The sequence below is a fragment of the Pseudoalteromonas sp. MBR-15 genome, from assembly GCF_053628915.1.
Genome location: NZ_JBRJHH010000004.1, coordinates 12,096 through 31,449 on the forward strand (window position 1 = coordinate 12,096; position 19,354 = coordinate 31,449).

The following is a 19,354-nucleotide window of genomic DNA, read 5'->3' on the forward strand; positions in this document are numbered from 1 at the left end:
TTATGCATGTGCCATTTGCACAGCTTGTTCGATATCTACGGCAACCATACGTGAAACGCCTGGTTCAGCCATAGTTACACCCGTCAATCTGCCTGCCATTTCCATAGCAATCTTATTATGACTGATATAAATAAATTGCACTGATTGTGACATCTCTTCTACCAAACGGCAAAAACGACCCACATTTGCATCATCCAATGGCGCATCCACTTCATCTAGCATACAGAATGGAGCTGGATTGAGCCTGAATATTGAAAACACCAATGATAATGCGGTCAGCGCTTTTTCTCCACCACTAAGCAGGTGAATTGTCGAATTTTTCTTGCCAGGAGGCCGTGCCATTATACTAACACCACTTTCAAGCAAGTCATCACTGGTTAATTCTAAGTAAGCGCTTCCGCCGCCAAATACTTTTGGAAATAACTCACCAAAATCACTATTTACTTGTTCAAACGTCGCCTTAAATCGATTTTTCGTTTCGCGGTCAATTTTTTGAATCGCGCCCTCAAGCGTATTAAGTGCTTGAGTTAAATCATCAAGTTGCTGATCTAAATAGTCACTTCGCTGCTTAGCCTGCTCAAACTCATCGATCGCGGCTAAGTTAACCGCCCCTAGTTCATGTAAGCCCTGCGTCGTTTTAGATAGCATGCTTTGCATACTATTTAAGTTGGCATTGTCTGGCAGTGATTCAAGCACTGTTTTTAAGTGTTGATCCAACTCTTCAAGTGGCTCCAGCGCCGCTTGCGCTTTTACAAGCAAACTTTGTTCATCTAACGCCAGTGATTGCAGTTGTTCTTGCAACGTAACTAGCTCTGATTGCGATGATTTAAGCGATGCCTGCTTATCCGCTAGTTCCTTTTTAGCGTGAGTCAGTGACGCTTGCAAGTTTTTTAGCTCAACGTCACTTTGTTGATGTTTTTCAAGCAATAACACAATATGCTCTGCCGTCTCTTCAAGCGGGATCACTAACTCTTCTAACTGCGCTGTTAATTCTAAAACAGCGTCACTTGCGGCTGTATGTGCTGCATCAGCATGTTGTAATTTTGTTTCACTGAGTTGAAACTCACTACGGGCTTTTTGTTCCGCTAAATTCGCTTGATGGGCAAGTGTCTTGTAATGCTCTAATTGAGACGCAACTTGGCGATACTGATTGTCAGCATCCATTTGCACTTGCTTAGCCTGTTCAAGGTTACTTTCAAGCGTTGCGTGGTGTTCTAGCAAATCTTCTAGGCGCAATTGTTGGTTTTCTTGTTGCTGAACGACACCTTGCATTTGCTCTTTAAGCGACGTTTTGCGCAGCTGTAATTTAGCCAGTTGATTTTGCCACTGCGTTTGCTGCTCAAGGAGCATGTCTCTGCGAGTACTTGCTGAGGCAATTTGCTGCGCAACGTGATGAATGCGCTCTCTGTGTTGCTCTTTTTCAGCGATGAGCGTGTTCTTTTTGGTAAGGTGACTGTCGAGCTGCTGTTGCTTGTCTGCGATTTGCTCATTGAGCTCTTCATCAAGTTCCTCTGCATCACTCAACTGGGCATGTTTTAACAGCAGTGAGTTGTCCGTGTCTTTTTTTGCATCAGCTTGAAAATTACGACCATAAATACAGCCCTTTTCATCAATCACGGCGAGCCAATATGGATCCGCTAGAATCGCTTCATCAAACGTTGCTTGAAATGCAAATCGTGTCAGCAATTCAGGGTAAATCCCCTGTTCAATGTATTGTGCTAATGAATGATCAGGCACAGCAAGGGTCTGTGACCAAACACTATTAGGCTGCGCATTTTTGCTGACCTGTAAATGCTCAAGACCCAGTAAAGCTTGCTCAACGAGAGGCTCAAAACCTGGCGTTACTTTTAATTGCGATAATAAAGAAGTGCGGTCACTGTCAGCATGCTCACTCAGGACTGAACTCAGTGCCGCAATACTGGCTTTATTTTCATTGCTGTGTTGTTGCACCCGTTGTAGTGCTTGCGCTAACTGTGCTTGCTCAGTCTCTGTTTGCGCTAGATTTTGTGTCAGCCGATTCAGAGCCGTTTGCTGTTGAGCAAGTTCCTTGGTGAGCGCTTGGATATGAGTTTGCTGCTCAGTAATCTGCGTCGCAACAGGAGTCGCTTCAAGCTCATTGATTTCGTCCGTAAGCTGTTTAAGCTGTGTCTCTAGTTGGTCGATGGATTGCGAAAAATGCGCCAGCTGATTTTTGGCTACTGTCACCTCACTACTGAGCGTTTGACTTTGCTCTAATGCACGCTGGTATTCCTGTGAAGCAGTATGTCTGTGCTGATGTTGTTCTGATGCGTGAAGTTCAACTTCGGCCACGTGCTCTGCACATAATAAACTTTGCTCTATCGCTTCTTGTAACTGCTCTTGCAATAAAGAAGCCGCAGCGTGTTGCTCAGCCTGCAACTCTTTGTTTTGCAATTGCAGTTGCTGCTGCTTAATCAAGTTTTGACTAATATTTTGCTGCTGTTGCTTTAAGCTGATTTGTTGCTGCTCTTTACGCGTTAACTCAGTGTGAGTTTGGTGCTGCGCGTGTTGTGCGTCTTGTAATTTTTGCTGCTCAAGCTGTACTTGATTCTCAAGGCTCGCTAAAACATCATCATGACCAGAGTGGGCTTCTTTAAAAAACTGTATTTGTTCTTTAAGCTTATCTATTTCAGCAGCCTTATCAACTTGCTGTTGATGCAGCTTTTGCCACTTTAAAACCGCAATTTGCCCTTTTAGAGTCCGCTCTGTGGCTTTTAACTCACGGTATTTTTTCGCGTCGACTGACTGTACAGCAAGTTTATCGAGTTGCGTTTGTAACTCTTTACGAACATCCAGTAAGCGCTCAAGGTTTTCGCGAGTACTTTTAATACGGGTTTGTGTTTCGCGTCGGCGCTCTTTGTATTTAGACACCCCGGCGGCTTCTTCTAAAAACACACGCAAATCGGCAGGCTTACTCTCGATTAGTCGCGATATCATGCCTTGTTCTATAATGGCATAGCTTCGCGGCCCAAGCCCTGTTCCCAAGAAAATATCAGTAATGTCGCGCTTACGACATTTGCTGCCATTAAGAAAATAAATAGATTGCCCATCACGCGTTACCAAACGCTTAATAGCAACTTGGTTCCTGTCTGCAAATGTATTCGGTAAATGACCACTGGTATTATCAAAAATTAGCTCAACAGAGGCCTGTGAAATCGGCTTACGATTGGTTGAGCCATTAAAAATAACATCGGTCATGGCATCGCCACGTAAGTTCTTCGCTGAACTTTCACCAAGCACCCAGCGCACCGCATCAATAACATTTGATTTGCCACAGCCGTTAGGCCCGACAACACAAGTCATTTGATCAGGAAATGGGATTTTAGTGGGTTCAACAAACGATTTGAAACCCGCTAACTTTATGGTGCTTAAGCGCATCTAGTTGTTTTACCGATTTTTATTATTATTCTGCAATTTAACTCATTTTATAACAAAAGGTTAAGCGTGACGTTTAAAATTATCTAAAATAATGCCTGTTGCCATGGCTACGTTCAGCGATTCAGCCTGACCATAAGCTGGTATGGTTATTTTATCAGTGACCAGCTTTTCACAATCTGGACGAATACCGTGCGATTCACTGCCCATTAAAAGAACAGCATCTTGTTTAAGCTTTGCTTGATGAATATTATCACCCGCTAAAAAAGCCCCATAAACGGGCAGGTTTAAGCTCGGTAAATAGCACATTAAATCAGTTTGCGACACTGTCACACGGGCAAATGACCCCATGGTTGCACTAATGGTTTTTGGATTATATGCATCGGCACTGTCTTGGCTTGTCACTATATGGTTAATTCCATACCAGTCCGCCACGCGAATAATTGTGCCTAAGTTACCGGGGTCTGATACGCCGTCTAGCGCTAAAACAAGGCCCGAAGTGGGTAATGCTTGCTGCTTTGGCATATCAACAACAGCAATGGCTGCGTTATTGGTCACCAAGGTGCTGGCTTTCGTTAGACTGTCTTCATCGGCTTCGATAATTTGATGGGCTGCAAGTGCTGAGCGATGCGCGGCAATAAACGCGGGTGTTGCGAATATATTTGCGATACTCAAACCACTGTTTAATAACTCAAGGACATTTTTTTCACCTTGAACTAAATACTGGTTGTATTGCTTGCGGTATTTCTTCTGACCTAATGCTCGAATAAGTTTCAGTTGGTTTTTTGAAATCATAACAGCCTCATAAAATGAAGCCGTTAGTATACCCAAACCACCTAAAGATGCGAGTTTCAGTTAGAATTAAACGCGATTTAGGCAGGCATTAATTGCAAAGTGTGATTATTCCGATATTTAAATCTTTAAATCATAAAAATCACCGTTAAACCGACTACAGGGGGTGTCTCGCGGTGAATGATGTATCGCACAGTAAGAGCGCACTTAAAGTCGCAGACCGTGCCAATTGCTTTCCCCAATCGGCACGTGTGAATAGGCTATAAGCTATTAGCTAATTTTTGTTAGCCATTCATTTAACCATGGCTCAGTTACCGGCCACGGTTCAAAGTCTTCACAGGCATCAATTTCAAGGCGATGACCAACAGGCTTTGCCTGTAAATCACGAAATAGTTCATCAAAACTACGCCCTGCGCCACAGAATGTATCACCATAGCTGCGGTCACCCATAGCGATAATGCCATACTGCTTGCCTGTTAACATGGGAAATTGATCATTTAACTGGCTGTACAATGTCACTAAATTATCAGGAATATCACCTTGGCCTGTGGTCGAGGTAATCACCAATATATGTGATGCAGCCAGCATGTCTTCTACTGTGCCATTTTCAATAAGCTGTGCTTGGTGCGGTGACTTTTCAATCACCTCAATTACTTGCTCACTTAAACGCTCAGCACCGCCGTAAACACTGCCGACAAAAATACTAATGGTTGCCATAATAATCCTTTTCTTCTGTTGGCCAGCCTAGTTGCTGGCAAATCGTTAACATCGCCTCTCCAAGGGGGGCTCTAATCGTTATTACTTGTTTATTATAAGGGTGCACAAACTTTAGCTCAGACGCAAATAACATCAGACGACGCAGCTGAAAGTGCTCTCTAAAAAATTGGTTATGTTGGTTATCACCGTGGTTTACATCACCAATGATCGGTAGCGATAAATGTTTTAAATGCCGTCTAATTTGGTGCTTTCGCCCCGTTTTAGGAAAACACTCCACTAGCGAATAACGCACAGTGGGGTATTTACCAATTGGGATCGGCAAAGCAGCTTGGTGCAAGCAGTTAAAGTGAGTTTGCGCCTCTTGTGCAGCCTTATTTTGATCAGCAAACTTATCGGCTATTTTATCGAGTTCTTCTTTTAAAGGCTTATCAAGGAAGATTGACTCATTTAAAAAGCCCCTAACCAAGGCTAAGTAACGCTTTTCTATTTGCCCATCAATAAACAATTGATTCATGTCTCGAGCCGCTTCTGAGCTCAATGCAAACAATAAAACACCTGAGGTGGGTCTATCTAAACGGTGCACCGGAAACACATGTTGACCAATTTGATCACGTAGCATTTGCATGGCAAATTGTGTTTCGTGTTTATCTAAAAATGAGCGATGCACCAGTAAACCAGACGGTTTGTCTATTGCGATATAATTTTCGTCGCGATATAAAACCGTTAACTCTTCATAGTGCGGTTTAACAATTTCATTCATCTTGGTTATCACTCAAATGCTGATCAAGCTTTAGTAAAACGCTAATAACATCATGGCCACCGGCATGTTGTGCCAGCATCATTTCAGCCATAGGCGCAATAGCAAAGTTTCGAGGCAATGGCTGGTTATTGGTGATTAACACCTGCATTTTTTCAATAAATACAAATTGTAACCACTGCTCAAACGCCATGGTGTCATGACAAAACGGAACAGATGAATTTAATGCTGCAGGATCAATTGCAGCTGTTTGCCATAGTTCATGACGTTGGAGTGTCGTTTGTAATTCGCGCAGCAGCGCCAAAGTCTGTTGATACATTATATAACTCTTAAAACCTTTGGACTTATTATACCCTGTTCCAAGGCGCCATGGTATGGCGTATAATTCGCATCTTATAACGATTTATAAACGACGATTGGGATTTTATGACAGAGCAAATTGCTACTTTAGGGCAACTTCTTGATGCTGCGGGCACTACATGGCGTGCTTTTGATATTGGTAGACACATCACTAAGTTAGACAAAAAACAATTTCTTGCGATTGAAGAAACTAAAATCCCTTACCCTTACCCACTTGCTGGTCACGCTTGGCTTGCGATTCAGTTTTGGGATGTCAAAGCATCCAAAGAGCCTTATGTCTGGTTTTTGAAGTTCCCACTCGATGAACAAAGCCGTTTAGTCAGTGCCAGCCGTGATCATTTTGCGAACATGGTCATCGAAGCATTAGGTACCGAAATTACCGGTGAAAATGCCGAAGGCAAGCTCGACAATAACCCGTATGTATTTACACCAAACGCCAATAAATTGGCCGCATTTAATGCCCAAGTTAAGTGCTTACTCAAACAAAGTGCATCGCAATATTATGAATATGCACAACTTTATTTTTCTGGCACCCTAGGTTTTGAAAATTGGCAAAGTGTTGCTGTACAAGGCATTGCTGATTTTGCAATGCGATTAGACAACGATAAAAACCTAACTAACTTGCAATCAGCGTGGCCGCAACTGCCTGTTGAAGTGTTACAACCACTCAGCGCTATGCTTGAACACGTTACAATTCCTCCCGCTTTTGCGGAGCAACTTTTAGCTTATGGCTTAAATGCCATAGAGCAAAAAGATGAGATAGCACTCGTTGCCGCACTTCGCAGTATATCAAAAGCATCAGCACAAGGTTTAACAGCCCAACTGGTTGATGCCGTATTGAACTCTGAAATGAACACGCATTCAGATGTGCTTTTAACCATTGCCGGACGTTGCTTTAGTACCTTAGAAGATCCTGCGCGCCTACATGTGTTTATGGATTGTTGTGCGCATCACACCGATATCGAACAGTTGTTTGTGAGTATTTTCACAGACCTAGTTGCAATTCCAACTATTCGACCTCACTTATTAGGTTTGTTACGTTTAGAAAATCGCAGCGAAACACTCGCGCGTGCAATAGGAAGGTTATTTTCGTAAATGGCAGGTTTATGGACACTCATCATTATTGGCAGCATTATCTACTTTTTTTGGTTGAACAGAAAAGTAGCTGAGGCCGCCAATCTTCATGCACAAAGGCAAATTGAACAGTTAAATGTGCAATTGGTGAGTGTTGCATGTAATAAGCGACGTATTGGCATTCTAAAAAATGGCAAACCTGGTATCAAAAGCGAGTTTATTTTTGAATTCTCAAGTGATGGGGAAAGTGTCTATCAAGGTGTGCTGTTTATGGAAAATGAAATGCTGAAAAGTGTGGTGATACCACCGCATAAGATTTAAGTTGCGAGTTGCGAGTTGCGAGTTGCGAGTTGCGAGTTGCGAGTTGCGAGTTAACAATACTAAGTTGCTCAGCTAAAAATACAACCCCATAAAGAACTAAGGCGTAGCTTCAAGCCACGCCCCAATCTTGCTACTTCCATGATAAAGTATCCGTACTTTTGCCGAAGCTGCCGTTTTCATCTATCCCCTGAACGGGTATACATCCGATACACCCACCATGCAACATCATGTCACATTTAACACATCCTAGTGTCGTCCACTTGCCTTCACTGGCTATCCTCTACGTTTCCAAACGCTCCTTTAGCTTCCTGCTAATATCATCCTTTGGTCAATCCTTTTCAATTGCTCCGCAATTGTACTGCGTCCTGGCAGTGTCCTTGTTCGTCCTTGCCTTCCTTAGAACTTGTCCTTTTGCTTCCTGCTTAAGCATCATGCTTGGTGTGCCATAATCCTAATCCTTGGCATCAGTTCATTCATTGAACCTGTGTCTTCTTGACATGGTTAAGTTTAGAGAATTCCTGAGATGTAGATAGGCATAAAAAGTAATTTTTCTTAAGTCACAAAATTGCAAAAAACAATAAATCCTTATAAATCATTTAAATAAGTCATTTTAGGTACAAAAATAACTGTATTAAAGTGATAATACTCACAGCAATGTAAGAGAAATCGCACACGCTACTTTCCAAAACGTCCCAATTACTCTTTCGCCGCTTTGAACATTAACTCACCTTCGACCTGATTAAAGCTTAATGCTTTAAAGACTTCGAACCCTTCGGAACTAAAGAATTCACGCTGCTCACCACGTGTGACAAAGACGGCTAAACCCGATACTTGTTGGTGGCTGTCTACTAAATCATCTAGTCCTCGAAGTAAGTAACGCCCTAAACCTTGTCCCTGAAAATGAGGGTCTACAGCGATAAACGCTAAAAACAAATACTGCCCTTTTTCAGCTAACATTTCACGAATTGTGCGCTCTTTTTCAATAAGTTGATTTGTCTGTAAATATCCTGCACTAAGCATTAACTTTAAACGCCAGTGCCAATAGCGCTCTGCTTGTAACTCACTGGATGAATCAAACACGCATGCAATAGCTTTTAATCGACTTTGCGAGTACAAACCAATTAAAGGTTGTTTTTCTTGCCAAAAGCTCGCGAGCTCTTCACGTACTAAAGCGCGTAGTTTGGTTTCATACTTACTGGGATTATCTTCTTTGTAGCCCAGCACATTCTGAAGTACGGGGTCATCATGATAGGCTTGGTAAATAAGACTAGCGGCCGTGCTGATATCTTCAGCACTTAGGTATTGCACACGTAAGGTCTCGGGTTCAGCAACAGTTGTCATACTCATCCTTTTCTGTGTTTTATTATTTTTAGTACTAGACTATAAGGTATATACCCAAGCGCGATTAAAGACAAATTCAGCGTGAGTTAAACTGCTGTTCATCATTATTATGGTTGAGCAGTAATAAAGACCGCCATACACAAGGAGCAGAATTATGGATACGACAAAACATGATATTTCGACCTTATTTGCACAATTAGGTTTACCCAGCAAAGAAAGTGAAATCGATGCATTTATTGCCTCGCATCAGCTGTCTGATACCACCCTACTACAGGAGGCTCCATTCTGGGACGAAGCTCAGCAACATTTTCTAGCAGAATCTTTAGCTGAAGATGGGGCGTGGAGTGAGGTTATTGATGAATTAGACGCCCGATTGCGTCAATAAACACACGATTAGTTATCCATAGCCTAAAATCTGCCAATTTTGGGTTATGGATAAGGAAAGTAATTTCACATCACCTCTATTATTGCTACCATACGCGCGCATTGCAGCCCATACGCTACAGTGCTTTTTATTCTTTAATAAGAGTTTATACAAAAATGAATGCCGTTGTATTTGATGCAATTAAAACCCTTCTTGATGAAGGTAAAACCCCTACAGTTGCGCTAACAAAAAGCAAACTATCACAACCGATGCCAATGCCTGTAATTATTGCAGCTGTTAGTCAGTATAAAAACAATCCGGATTCAATTAAAAATTTCATTAATAACCCGTCAAATGAACATGTTAGTGCGCCAAAAGAAAGTCAATTAGATCGTATTGAAGCAAAACTAGATAGGTTATTAGCATTACTTGAGAAAAAATAATGTTTGTTGTCGATCTGACTTTTGATTGCTACCAAGATACCACCCTAGAGCTTGCTGAACAGGCAATAAACCGCCTTGTGAATGCATTGCGATTTAATGGCCAAATAATCGGTGATGAATTCCCCACTGTTTTAAAAGATGGCTATTTTATTACGCGTGTTATGTGCCCAACCGAAGATGCGATGCACCCGCTTAACAACAGCCCGTTTGTTAAACACAGCATTGAGCAACTGCACTCGGCGGGATTGTTAGCGCCTAAAGTTAAAGTGATCGGCCAAGATATACATTCAAATGGGGCTGACGCGTGTCAGGACCCATCGTGTTATATTTTATACACCACTTATGTGCATACCTGCAGCCCACTTTATTGTGGTGATGACTTTTTGCCTGTCCCCCTGTTTCGTATTCCAGCCATTGCTAATGGTGATTACAAAACACTGATAAAATGGCAAGAAGACTGGCAAGCATGCGATCAAATCCAGATCAATGGCGCTACGCGTTGCGAGTTTCCAGCCCTTGAGGAAATGGCGAGCACACAAAGTGATTTGTATCGTCGTGGTAAAGACATTACTAAGCGAATAAGTTATTTGACTAAAAAACCTGTCTACTATTACTTATATCGTGTTGGTGGTATTGATAAAGAATCAGAACTCAAACGACGTTGTCCTAGCTGTGATGGTGACTGGAAACTGCCTGAGCCATGGTTTGGCTTATTTGATTTTAGATGTGAGCCCTGTGGCCTTGTATCGAATATATCGTGGGATTTTCAGTAAACATAAGGGGCACACAGCCCCTTTTTGTTTATTAAACTATACCAATGCAATGCGCTTAATTAATACCACTGTGCTTAATTAAGTGGTCTATTTTGAGGCAATAAACCGAGTTGATAACAAGGCAAAAATGTCGTTATTTAGGTGTTGTTCTGCATCCATGCAGTCGTAAATCAGACATTTTTAACGCAGGTAGCAACAAGTTTAATCCCTCAAAATGATTAAGTATTATTGCAGGTTGGTATTAAACCGTTACCATATCTAAAAACTCACTAATGCTGTTAGCAAGTACATGGTGCGGTTTTTTGCCCACGTATTCTAAACACACCTGACCGTTTTCAACTAACACCGTAATCAGCAAATCATCTTGCTCTGTGAGGCCAATAAATACGGTCTCAGGCTGTTTTAACTTACGTTTCATAAGCACATGCCCGGTAATATTTTGTTGCAGGCGGCTAAAATCGTCTTCATTCCATGCTTGTAATAACTCAATATGATGATCGTTTATATTTAACAGCACGTTGCCCGCATAAAGGTGGCCAAATAACGCATTTAACCCTTCAGGGAAGCGAAGCTCAAGCGCACTGGCTAGGTCATCTAAAGAACCTGCTGGCTGCTGCGCAACGGCACGCCATTGAATTAAACCTTGCTCGTCCACTTCACCGTGTTCACAAGGACTTGGCCAAGCGGTGTCATGTTCAATGACAGGAAGCTTTCCTGTACGCTCTAGGCATTTTTCACTAAATGCTTGGTGTAACTTATCCAGTTTTGAAGAAACAGACATACTGCGAAACTCATTAGCTTTAGGTATAATGCCGTTATTGTAACCACAAAAGTGTAAAGATGACAGATTACAGCAACTCCCCCGAACTGAAAAACAGCGTGCTTGGTAAGTCAACGGACTATGTTGATACCTATACACCTAGCTTGTTGTTTCCTATTGCCCGTAAACTAAACCGCGATGCACTCGGTGTGAGCGAAGATAACTTACCTTTTAAGGGCCAAGATATTTGGACAGGCTATGAATTATCATGGCTAAATAGTAAAGGTAAGCCGATGGTTGCTGTCGCTACATTCGTGTTTCCTTGCCAAAGTAGTCATATTATTGAATCAAAGTCATTCAAGCTTTATTTGAATAGTTTTAACCAAACTCGCTTTGCATCGATTGAAGAAGTGCACCAAGCACTTACACGCGATTTGTCAGCGGCAGTGAATGCAAACGTGAACGTTACTTTGTATCGTGCAGATGATCATAATTGTTTACCATTTAGTGCGCTACCGGGTGAGTGTATTGATGATCTCGATATTGAAATCTCAAGTTATGACATTGATGCAACATCGCTTTGCCATAGCCATGATGAAAAGGTATCTGAAACCTTACACAGCCACCTTTTAAAGTCGAACTGTTTAATCACCTCTCAGCCAGATTGGGCCAGCGTGATCATTCGTTACACAGGCCAAGCAATCAGTCACGAAGCCTTATTAAAGTATTTGATTTCGTTTAGAACTCACAATGAGTTCCACGAACAATGTGTTGAGCGTATTTACTGTGACTTAATGCAGCACTTAAACATTGATGAGCTTGAAGTGTATGCTCGCTATACACGCCGAGGTGGTTTAGATATCAATCCTTATCGCTCGACGAATCAAGACGCAACCCCCTTTAACGTGAAAATTAATCGCCAATAAGCAAAACTCAAGCAATAAAAAACCGAGTAGAACTCGGTTTTTTATTGCTTATCTAATCGTTAAGCAGCATTGCAGAAGAGATTAACGCGTCGATTTCTTTTTTAACAGCCCAGCTTCATTACTCATCGTTGAAGATCGCAACATACGTTGGTGTTGTATTTGATTTACTCGCGCGATACATGCCAGCAGTATTAAACGGCAAACTAATATTGCCTTTCGTATCAATAATAATTACGCCGCCAGTGCCACCAACAGGCATTAATACATCGTGGATGACTTCGTTACCCGCTTCAGCAATCGTTTTACCTTGGTATTTCACACGTGCGCAGATATCTGCGGCAACGTTGTAGCGAATAAAGTACTCGCCATGGCCGGTTGCCGACACAGCACACGATGCATTTTCGGCAAAGGTGCCCGCACCAATCACAGGCGCATCACCAACGCGTCCAAAGCGTTTAGCTGTCATTCCCCCCGTTGAAGTACCTGCCGCAATGTTGCCATTTTTATCTAGTGCAACGGCACCAACCGTGCCCATTTTGTAATTAACAGGTAACGCTTTATGTGCTGCTTGGTAATCTTTGCTGGTCACTTTCTCTTTATCGAGTTTTTCTTTGGCTTTTAGTAAAGCTTCATATCGGTCTTCGGTATCAAATAAATTATTTTCGACCAATGGCATGCCCTGAGTTTTTGCAAACTCTTCGGCTCCTTGGCCACTTAACATCACATGCACCGATTTTTCCATCACTAAACGCGCTAGATTAATGGGATTTTCAATATGCTTTACACCAGACACGGCACCGGCTTGACGAGAACGGCCATCCATGATTGACGCATCTAATTCGTGTGTCCCGTCGTAGGTATATACCGCACCACGCCCTGCATTAAAATAAGGTGAATTCTCAAGTACATTGATTGCCGCAGTGATGGCATCTAAGCTTTCTCCGCCTTTTTCTAACACAGAATAGCCTGTTTCAACCGCCTCTTTTAATTTTGCACGGTAGGCTTTTTCTTGCTCTGGGGTAAAACGGCTTTTCTCGATGGTTCCCGCTCCACCATGAATGGCAATAGCGAATGGTTGCTCTGCTGAGTAAGCAAACGTGCTTGTCGTTAACGCACTGAATGCAACGACTGAAGTGAGTAATGTTCTTAGCATAGTGGGCACTTAAATTGAGTGTAGTTTGTAAGCCCAATGTGAATAATTTACGACTGTTTTTCAAGCTTTAACCGACGAAAGAAACAAAAAAAGCGCCTAACGGCGCTTTTCTGTTTGCTGTTTAAAATTAAGCTTTAGCCGCTTTTAAACGCGCTAAACGTGCTACTTGATGAGTAGACGTTAAGAAAGAGTAGATAGGTGCTAGGTAACCACGTTTACGAAGGTCTAAGAACTCTTCATCGCTTAATGAGTTAAGTTTTTTCTCATCAACCAGGTAGATACCGTTAATGTCTTTCTTCTCACCTTTGATTTCTACTGTTAGCGTTTGTGCTACAAGTAGTTCTTTATCTGCAAGGTATTTAGTGAATGCTTCAGTTACTTGAGAAAACTCGATGAAAGAAACAAGCGCTTCTTTACGACGTTTAAGGTACTCAGTTTCTTCACCATTTTCGAAAAGTGCATTACCAGTTTCTTCGCTAACTAAAGGGCTTGCTTCGTCGATAACGATGCCAAATTGGTCAGCTTCTGGGTGCTTAACAAGACCCAGTGGGTAGCGAGTCATTGCCATTGGTGCAAATGCAGCTGTCCACTTGTCGTCTTGAATGAAAAGGTTTTCACCTGGCTCTAGACCAAATAACGCAACGGCTTGAAATTGACCTGACTCGTTGTTTTTAACAAATGCCATTGGGAATTCATTTGCGATACGTGCAAATTCGTGTGCAACCACAGGAACTAAATGCTGAGTTTTCATGAACTCAATGTTGATGCCGTTTTGAATTTTAGTGTTGGCATGTTTTTCGTTATGTAAAGGCTGTACTTGTTGCTCCGCCATGATACTGCTCCATTAAATTTTATAATATGTTTTTTGCTGTTAGTGCCCAAAGCCTATAGGTTTTGGCAACAAAAAGGAAGTGAAAATTTTGTGGCAGTTTGTACATTATTAATTAACAAACCGAGCTGTTTTTACTTACACTTTAAATTGACTAAAAAAACAGCATCAATGAAGTAAATATTGTCACGCTTAAGTAATTATTTTTGTTAGTATATTCAATAAATAATACTATGTTTACTGAGCCTATAATGGAAAGTTATCAATTAAATAAGCACTATAAAACACAAGTCATTCATATTAATGAAATCAACGACAATGTAATCATTATTGATGACTTTTTATCCAGCTTAGCACCTGTTTATCACTTTGCATCAGAGGTTGCCTATTTCCAACCTCCAGGGAGCGACGGTACATTATACCCTGGTAAGCGTGATGAAATGCCCGCCCCTTATTATCGCGTTTTTGAACAATTAATGGCAGAGTTAATTGATAAAGGCATATTAGTCAGTGGCGAAAACACCCTTTATTTACACAAGTGTAAACTCTCGATCGTGACCCAAAAACCGAACGAGCTTTCGCCGTTACAACGTATGCCACATATCGATTCAACCGATGACAAAACATTCGCTGCGGTGCACTACTTATCAGGTAAAGAATGGGGAGGAACTGGTATTTACAAGTATTTACCTGCAAACGTAATTAAAGTGGGATCCGATAATAAAGAGATAATTTTTGAAATGATCAATGACATGCAGCAATATGAAAGTACGCATCAAGGTTATTTAAATACCAGTACAGAGTTATTTGAAAAAGTGGTCAATATTGAGGCTAAAGAAAATCGTGTTGTGATCTATAAAAGCAATTTACTTCATAGCGCTGCCATCATTAAAGCACCAACAAATGAGCCCACAATAGGGAACTGTCGGTTAAGTATTTCATCTTTTTTTAGAATTGACTAAAACCCGAGGTGGCCATCAATTCATAAAATTAACAGCCAGTTATATGTACCTGATATAAATTAGTATTTTTGCATGCCGAACATCTTAATTTTGGCTAATAATGCCCGGTGCGTCGGTAACTCGGCTAGTAGCTGATTAACACGTTGTTGCTTTAACTGAGTTAATTGTTCATGTGCCTTTTTGTCAGAGTGACCGGTGTTTAACGTCGGCAAATATTTCATACCGAAAAGCACATATAAATAATTTTCAAGATCAAACAGATCAAACTTACTTTCGAAATCTTCGCGTTGCGGTGCAAACCGCTGCCAACGCGCTAAATTATGTTTAAGCTTATCTGATATCTGTGTTTTATTTCGGTTTTCACGCCAAAAACCCGAATCAGTACGATCGGAGACACAGTAGTGCATTTTTATAAAATCAAAAGTCTGTTCCCATACATAATTTACTTGGCGATTATAGTCATCTGCGATTAAAGCGATATCGGCTCTGCACCGAGGAAAACGTTTTGAAAGTAAATTAGCAGAAAAGTCAGCGATGAGTATCGCCGTGGCTTCTAGGGGCTCAACAAAGCCTTGTGACAAACCAATAGCAACACAGTTTTTATGCCACATTTTTTCTCGCCGTCCCACTTTAATCGGTATTTTACGAGGAGTAAGGTGAGTAAATTGATTACCTAAATAGCGATGCAACTTAACTAAAGCCTGTTCTTCCGTCATGTACTTTGATGAATAGACTAAGCCAACTCCTCTTCGCTGTGTGAGAGCAATATCCCAAATCCACCCGGCTTGGTGTGCAGTGGCAATAGTATAAGGTGGGATTTCTTGTTCAGGATTGGTTGGAACTTGAATCGTAATTGCAGTATCCGTCAATAAGTAGTCTGACTTATCGATATACCCAACGCCCAGCTTCTGACCAATAAATGCCGCGGAAAACCCTGAACAATCAATAATAAAATCAAACGCTGTGGCGTTTCCATCAGTATCAATAAGCTGAGTAATGTAGCCATCTTGGTCTGTTATTACTTCTTCAATTTCAGCATAACGATGCTTAACTGCAAATTGTTTCTGCGCATGACGCCCTAAAAAAGCAGCAAACTTCTTCGCATCAAAGTGATAAGCATAACCATTAACTCCTGCATATTCTGGCGTGGCAATTGTTTTTGGTGCCAGGTTATGCTCGCAACAGGCATGTTGCTTTGAAACAAATGAAGCATAGTCTGAATCACTACTTTGTCTGAGCCATGCGTCGGTTAATTGCTCACCGAATACATGAGGGTGATCAAACAAGTGATGATAAAAATTACTGCCATGTTTTGATTTATCGAGCCAATTCACGAACTTTATAGACTGCTTAAAGGTCACATCGCATTCATTTATAAAGTCAGTTTCACTTATACCGAATTTTTTTAGTGAATTGCGCATAGAAGGAACCGTGCCCTCGCCTACACCTATCGTTGGAATTGTGGGTGACTCAATTAGGGTAATTTCGATACCAGATCCAACGAGAGCGTGACCCAAGTGATTAGCTGCCAGCCACCCTGCAGTTCCCCCGCCGACAATTGCGATTCTTTTAATCATTATTAACTCGCTATCATTTACACACAAAAAAGCCCAGAACACGCTGGGCTTTATAGTTTCGTTACCTAACTTAAATTAGAAACGAAGTGATACACCTAGCTTATAGCGTGCTTCACCTTCGAAGCTCCATGCTGGGTAGCCATTACGAAGCTCAGGAACAACTTCAGCATCTGAAGGCGCAACACCAATTTGTACGCTATCTTCTTCAGTTAAGTTAACAGCTTCAAACGTTACGTCAATGTTATCTGTCACACTGTAGTTCGCACTGAAATCAAGTGTACCGTAAGATTGGTGTTCACGGTTACCGTAGAAACCAGGAAGCTCACGGATCATATACTCTGAACGCCAGTTATAAGCTAAACGAGCTGAGTAGGTATCTGTTTCATAGTAACCTACTAAGTTAACTGTGTGCTTAGACGAATCCGAGAATAATGGAATCATATCAGGGTAATTTTCAGCTTCTGATGGTGCATCTACAAATGTATAGTTTGCAGAGTAACCAAAGCCACTGTCGAAACCATCTTGGATTTGTAGCTCGATACCTTCGATTTGACCGCCACTTGCATTTAGCTTAGTTGATAAAGTCCAGTTGTCGCCTTGGGTATCTGGGTCAACAACACCAATTTGTTGATTCAAGATTTGGCTTGAAGTCACGAATGAAGTGATGTCTTTAAAGAAGTAAGTTGCACTTACCATACCGTCGCCATCAAAGTACCACTCGATACCTAAATCTGCTTGTGTTGCTTTGAATGGGTTAAGACCAACGTTACCTTTTGTTAGTACTTCGTTATTTGCTGTGCCATCTGAGTAACCTGCAAATGATGATGCAGAGAACATATCAGTGTAATTAGGACGCGCAATAACTTGTGCAGCAGAAGTACGTAAAATAACATCTTCAGCAATATCGAATGCAATATTGATACTAGGTAAGATATCGTTGTAGCTTGCTTTATCTGTGCTCAGAGTGCTTTCGTATTCACCGTTTGCAAAGCCATAATAATCTGATTCTGCATCTGTCGAGATATAACGTAAACCGAAGTTACCGCGAATAGATTCCGCAGAGAATTCAGCCATTGCGTAAACTGCAAAGTTTTCTTCTTCGATAGTGCCGTAACCTGAACGGTATACTGCTGAATCATTATCAAAACTTGAAATTGCTGCACGTGCATCTGCAACCATTTTGTCAAAGTCTGGTTCAGGTAAAGTAAAACCAGCGCCTGATGACATCGTACCAGAGTAATATGTCTCGCCATCACCACTTGGTAATGTATCAACTAACGTTGTTGAATAAGTTTCTTGCTTAACTTCGTGGTCAGCCCAGCGGAAACCTGTTTTAATCGCAGTAATAGCACCAAACTCTACAGGGAAAGAAAGGTCGAACTGTGCGTAAGTTTCTTCATCTGTGTTAGGTTGCTTTTTAAGTGCCCAACCAGCTGGCGATAATGGACCAGCAAAGTCTGACGCTTCAAAGTATTTGTTATTAATATCAATTTTGATTACTTCGCCCGTTGCATCATATGTACCGGCATAATCAGATGGAACACCAATAAAGTTACCATAGTTTGCAGTAAGATCTGTACCACCTTCAGACTCAGTTGTACCTAAGCGACCTTTTAGCGTAAAGTTTTCACCTTCATATTTAAGGCTGAAATCAGCTGTATCAGATGTCATGCTAGCGATACGTGCCCACGTTTGAACCCAACCTGGGTTAGCGCCTTCGCCTGTACGACGATAGAAAGTACATGTACCTGATGCATTTTTTTGCTCACATGCTGCTTCTTTATCGTCTGGGAACATTACGAAGTTTGAGGTATTTGCGTTGTTTGCATCTAACTCAAGGCTCATAATATTTAAACCTAATTCTAGGTTTTCTGTAGGACGGTACTGGAAAGTTGCATTTAATGCAGTACGCTCACGCTCTTGTTGGAACGTTGTAGGAACAATATCACCCCAACCGATTAGTGACTCAATACCGTTACGTTGATAGTTTGTTTCAGCCCAAGACACTGAGCCTAACAGGCCAAATGTTTCTTCATCATTTTTCCAGCTAAATAAGCCAGAAACTTGTGGATCTGTTTCTTCAGAGATTGTGCCGTAATCTGCTTTCGCACTTAAGAAAGTTGTACCAGCATCAAGGTCAAGCGGTTTACGAGTATTAACAATTACTGTACCACCAACACCACCTTCAACAATGTCTGCTTGAGATGATTTATACACTTGAATTTCACCAACTAATTCTGGTGGTAAAAGTGTGTAGTTAAAGCTACGGTCGATTGATTGCTGATCATACCAACCTGTCGATGCAACAGTTTGACCGTTTAAAAGTGTACGTGTTAATTGACTAGACGCACCACGAATAGAAACTTGCTGACCTTGACCGAATTGACGGTTTACGGCAACACCCGAAATACGGCCTAATGCTTCACCCACATCACCATCTGGAAATTTACCGATGTCTTCAGCAGACACGGCATCGACAACGCTGTCAGCAAAGCGCTTAGTATTCATTGACGCTTCAAGTGAACGACGAATACCACGTACTTCAATAACTTCAACGTCTTCTTGAACTTTTGTTTCATCAGCTGCATATGCAGCACCAGTGAACCCGGCACTCATTACAAGACCGATATTAACTGCTAATAAGCTTTTCTTAAAATTTTTAGCTAACACAGGATTCCCCTTGAATCATTTTGTTGGTTTTTATATCACTTCTGCCCAGTGATGATGACAACGCTGTCATCTAGTAACAAACCATACACTCTAAATTACATTTGTGCTACATCTTTTTGGTGAATTTGTGCAAAAAATTGGC

At 41.5% G+C, this 19,354-nt stretch carries 18 protein-coding genes; 7 read left to right on the forward strand and 11 right to left on the reverse strand.

All coding sequences use genetic code 11. The features are described from left to right. From ACSSVW_RS06750 to ACSSVW_RS06770, 5 genes are all read right to left on the reverse strand, one after another. A complete protein-coding gene (locus ACSSVW_RS06750; protein ID WP_454179047.1) occupies window positions 1–3,396 on the reverse strand; it encodes a chromosome segregation SMC family protein in 3,396 nt (1,131 codons plus the stop codon). A gap of 60 nt (window positions 3,397–3,456) precedes the next feature. Continuing rightward, window positions 3,457–4,188, reverse strand: a complete 732-nt coding sequence (locus ACSSVW_RS06755; protein ID WP_454179048.1) for a TrmH family RNA methyltransferase — start codon at window positions 4,186–4,188, stop codon at window positions 3,457–3,459. 267 nt (window positions 4,189–4,455) lie between these two features. Further along, window positions 4,456–4,902 carry a flavodoxin gene (locus ACSSVW_RS06760; protein WP_036969555.1) on the reverse strand — a complete coding sequence of 149 codons (447 nt, stop codon included), beginning with the start codon at window positions 4,900–4,902 and terminating at the stop codon, window positions 4,456–4,458. Continuing rightward, window positions 4,889–5,662: a tRNA pseudouridine(65) synthase TruC gene (truC, locus tag ACSSVW_RS06765; RefSeq protein ID WP_454179049.1), complete on the reverse strand. Its 774-nt coding sequence runs from the start codon at window positions 5,660–5,662 to the stop codon at window positions 4,889–4,891. Before truC ends, ACSSVW_RS06760 begins: the two co-directional genes overlap by 14 nt. Next, window positions 5,655–5,978, reverse strand: a complete 324-nt coding sequence (locus ACSSVW_RS06770; protein WP_454179050.1) for a YqcC family protein — start codon at window positions 5,976–5,978, stop codon at window positions 5,655–5,657. The genes truC and ACSSVW_RS06770 overlap by 8 nt, the downstream gene beginning before the upstream one ends. A gap of 107 nt (window positions 5,979–6,085) precedes the next feature. Between ACSSVW_RS06770 and ACSSVW_RS06775 the strand changes: the two genes are divergently transcribed. Together ACSSVW_RS06775 and ACSSVW_RS06780 are read left to right on the forward strand one after the other, a co-directional pair. Beyond that, a complete protein-coding gene (locus tag ACSSVW_RS06775) occupies window positions 6,086–7,114 on the forward strand; it encodes a DUF3549 family protein (RefSeq protein ID WP_036969569.1) in 1,029 nt (342 codons plus the stop codon). Then, a complete protein-coding gene (locus tag ACSSVW_RS06780) occupies window positions 7,115–7,414 on the forward strand; it encodes a DUF3301 domain-containing protein (RefSeq protein WP_036969572.1) in 300 nt (99 codons plus the stop codon). It abuts the gene before it with no gap. 696 nt (window positions 7,415–8,110) lie between these two features. Here ACSSVW_RS06780 and ACSSVW_RS06785 read toward each other — a convergent pair. Continuing rightward, window positions 8,111–8,761 carry a GNAT family N-acetyltransferase gene (locus ACSSVW_RS06785; RefSeq protein WP_118844163.1) on the reverse strand — a complete coding sequence of 217 codons (651 nt, stop codon included), beginning with the start codon at window positions 8,759–8,761 and terminating at the stop codon, window positions 8,111–8,113. Window positions 8,762–8,909: 148 nt separating this feature from the next. On the opposite strand from ACSSVW_RS06785, the gene ACSSVW_RS06790 reads away from it, so the two are divergent. The 3 genes from ACSSVW_RS06790 to ACSSVW_RS06800 all read left to right on the forward strand — a co-directional run bounded on the left by ACSSVW_RS06790 (window position 8,910) and on the right by ACSSVW_RS06800 (window position 10,335). Further along, a complete protein-coding gene (locus tag ACSSVW_RS06790) occupies window positions 8,910–9,140 on the forward strand; it encodes a DUF2789 domain-containing protein (protein WP_036969581.1) in 231 nt (76 codons plus the stop codon). Between the two features lie 155 nt (window positions 9,141–9,295). After that, window positions 9,296–9,562, forward strand: a complete 267-nt coding sequence (locus ACSSVW_RS06795; RefSeq protein ID WP_036969583.1) for a hypothetical protein — start codon at window positions 9,296–9,298, stop codon at window positions 9,560–9,562. Further along, entirely contained in the window at window positions 9,562–10,335 is a 774-nt protein-coding gene (locus ACSSVW_RS06800; RefSeq protein ID WP_036969585.1) for a Zn-ribbon-containing protein, read from the forward strand. The genes ACSSVW_RS06795 and ACSSVW_RS06800 overlap by 1 nt, the downstream gene beginning before the upstream one ends. A gap of 241 nt (window positions 10,336–10,576) precedes the next feature. Here the strand turns inward: ACSSVW_RS06800 and syd are convergent, their stop codons facing one another. Next, window positions 10,577–11,116 (reverse strand): SecY-interacting protein, encoded by a 540-nt coding sequence (syd, locus tag ACSSVW_RS06805; protein ID WP_118844162.1) that lies wholly within the window; start codon window positions 11,114–11,116, stop codon window positions 10,577–10,579. Window positions 11,117–11,175: 59 nt separating this feature from the next. On the opposite strand from syd, the gene queF reads away from it, so the two are divergent. Further along, a complete protein-coding gene (gene queF / locus ACSSVW_RS06810; RefSeq protein WP_454179051.1) occupies window positions 11,176–12,021 on the forward strand; it encodes an NADPH-dependent 7-cyano-7-deazaguanine reductase QueF in 846 nt (281 codons plus the stop codon). 118 nt (window positions 12,022–12,139) lie between these two features. Here queF and ACSSVW_RS06815 read toward each other — a convergent pair whose 3' ends face one another. Together ACSSVW_RS06815 and ACSSVW_RS06820 are read right to left on the reverse strand one after the other, a co-directional pair. Continuing rightward, window positions 12,140–13,174 (reverse strand): isoaspartyl peptidase/L-asparaginase family protein, encoded by a 1,035-nt coding sequence (locus ACSSVW_RS06815; protein WP_036969594.1) that lies wholly within the window; start codon window positions 13,172–13,174, stop codon window positions 12,140–12,142. A 127-nt stretch (window positions 13,175–13,301) separates the two neighbouring features. Beyond that, a complete protein-coding gene (locus tag ACSSVW_RS06820; RefSeq protein ID WP_036969596.1) occupies window positions 13,302–14,006 on the reverse strand; it encodes a SapC family protein in 705 nt (234 codons plus the stop codon). A 248-nt stretch (window positions 14,007–14,254) separates the two neighbouring features. On the opposite strand from ACSSVW_RS06820, the gene ACSSVW_RS06825 reads away from it, so the two are divergent. Then, complete coding sequence (locus tag ACSSVW_RS06825; protein WP_182396244.1) at window positions 14,255–14,965, forward strand: DUF6445 family protein; 711 nt, start codon at window positions 14,255–14,257, stop codon at window positions 14,963–14,965. 59 nt (window positions 14,966–15,024) lie between these two features. Here the strand turns inward: ACSSVW_RS06825 and ACSSVW_RS06830 are convergent, their stop codons facing one another. Beyond that, on the reverse strand, window positions 15,025–16,542 hold the full coding sequence (locus ACSSVW_RS06830) for a tryptophan halogenase family protein (RefSeq protein ID WP_421419488.1): 1,518 nt from the start codon (window positions 16,540–16,542) through the stop codon (window positions 15,025–15,027). 75 nt (window positions 16,543–16,617) lie between these two features. Further along, window positions 16,618–19,158: a TonB-dependent receptor gene (locus ACSSVW_RS06835; protein WP_180311623.1), complete on the reverse strand. Its 2,541-nt coding sequence runs from the start codon at window positions 19,156–19,158 to the stop codon at window positions 16,618–16,620. Between the last annotated feature and the right edge of the window lie 196 nt (window positions 19,159–19,354).

Coding starts and splice junctions, on each gene's coding strand:
- ACSSVW_RS06750 (WP_454179047.1), bottom strand. CDS start 3,396: ATGCGCTTAAGCACCATAAAGTTAGCGGGTTTCAAATCGTTTGTTGAA.
- ACSSVW_RS06755 (WP_454179048.1), bottom strand. CDS start 4,188: ATGATTTCAAAAAACCAACTGAAACTTATTCGAGCATTAGGTCAGAAG.
- ACSSVW_RS06760 (WP_036969555.1), bottom strand. CDS start 4,902: ATGGCAACCATTAGTATTTTTGTCGGCAGTGTTTACGGCGGTGCTGAG.
- truC (WP_454179049.1), bottom strand. CDS start 5,662: ATGAATGAAATTGTTAAACCGCACTATGAAGAGTTAACGGTTTTATAT.
- ACSSVW_RS06770 (WP_454179050.1), bottom strand. CDS start 5,978: ATGTATCAACAGACTTTGGCGCTGCTGCGCGAATTACAAACGACACTC.
- ACSSVW_RS06775 (WP_036969569.1), top strand. CDS start 6,086: ATGACAGAGCAAATTGCTACTTTAGGGCAACTTCTTGATGCTGCGGGC.
- ACSSVW_RS06780 (WP_036969572.1), top strand. CDS start 7,115: ATGGCAGGTTTATGGACACTCATCATTATTGGCAGCATTATCTACTTT.
- ACSSVW_RS06785 (WP_118844163.1), bottom strand. CDS start 8,761: ATGAGTATGACAACTGTTGCTGAACCCGAGACCTTACGTGTGCAATAC.
- ACSSVW_RS06790 (WP_036969581.1), top strand. CDS start 8,910: ATGGATACGACAAAACATGATATTTCGACCTTATTTGCACAATTAGGT.
- ACSSVW_RS06795 (WP_036969583.1), top strand. CDS start 9,296: ATGAATGCCGTTGTATTTGATGCAATTAAAACCCTTCTTGATGAAGGT.
- ACSSVW_RS06800 (WP_036969585.1), top strand. CDS start 9,562: ATGTTTGTTGTCGATCTGACTTTTGATTGCTACCAAGATACCACCCTA.
- syd (WP_118844162.1), bottom strand. CDS start 11,116: ATGTCTGTTTCTTCAAAACTGGATAAGTTACACCAAGCATTTAGTGAA.
- queF (WP_454179051.1), top strand. CDS start 11,176: ATGACAGATTACAGCAACTCCCCCGAACTGAAAAACAGCGTGCTTGGT.
- ACSSVW_RS06815 (WP_036969594.1), bottom strand. CDS start 13,174: ATGCTAAGAACATTACTCACTTCAGTCGTTGCATTCAGTGCGTTAACG.
- ACSSVW_RS06820 (WP_036969596.1), bottom strand. CDS start 14,006: ATGGCGGAGCAACAAGTACAGCCTTTACATAACGAAAAACATGCCAAC.
- ACSSVW_RS06825 (WP_182396244.1), top strand. CDS start 14,255: ATGGAAAGTTATCAATTAAATAAGCACTATAAAACACAAGTCATTCAT.
- ACSSVW_RS06830 (WP_421419488.1), bottom strand. CDS start 16,542: ATGATTAAAAGAATCGCAATTGTCGGCGGGGGAACTGCAGGGTGGCTG.
- ACSSVW_RS06835 (WP_180311623.1), bottom strand. CDS start 19,158: ATGAGTGCCGGGTTCACTGGTGCTGCATATGCAGCTGATGAAACAAAA.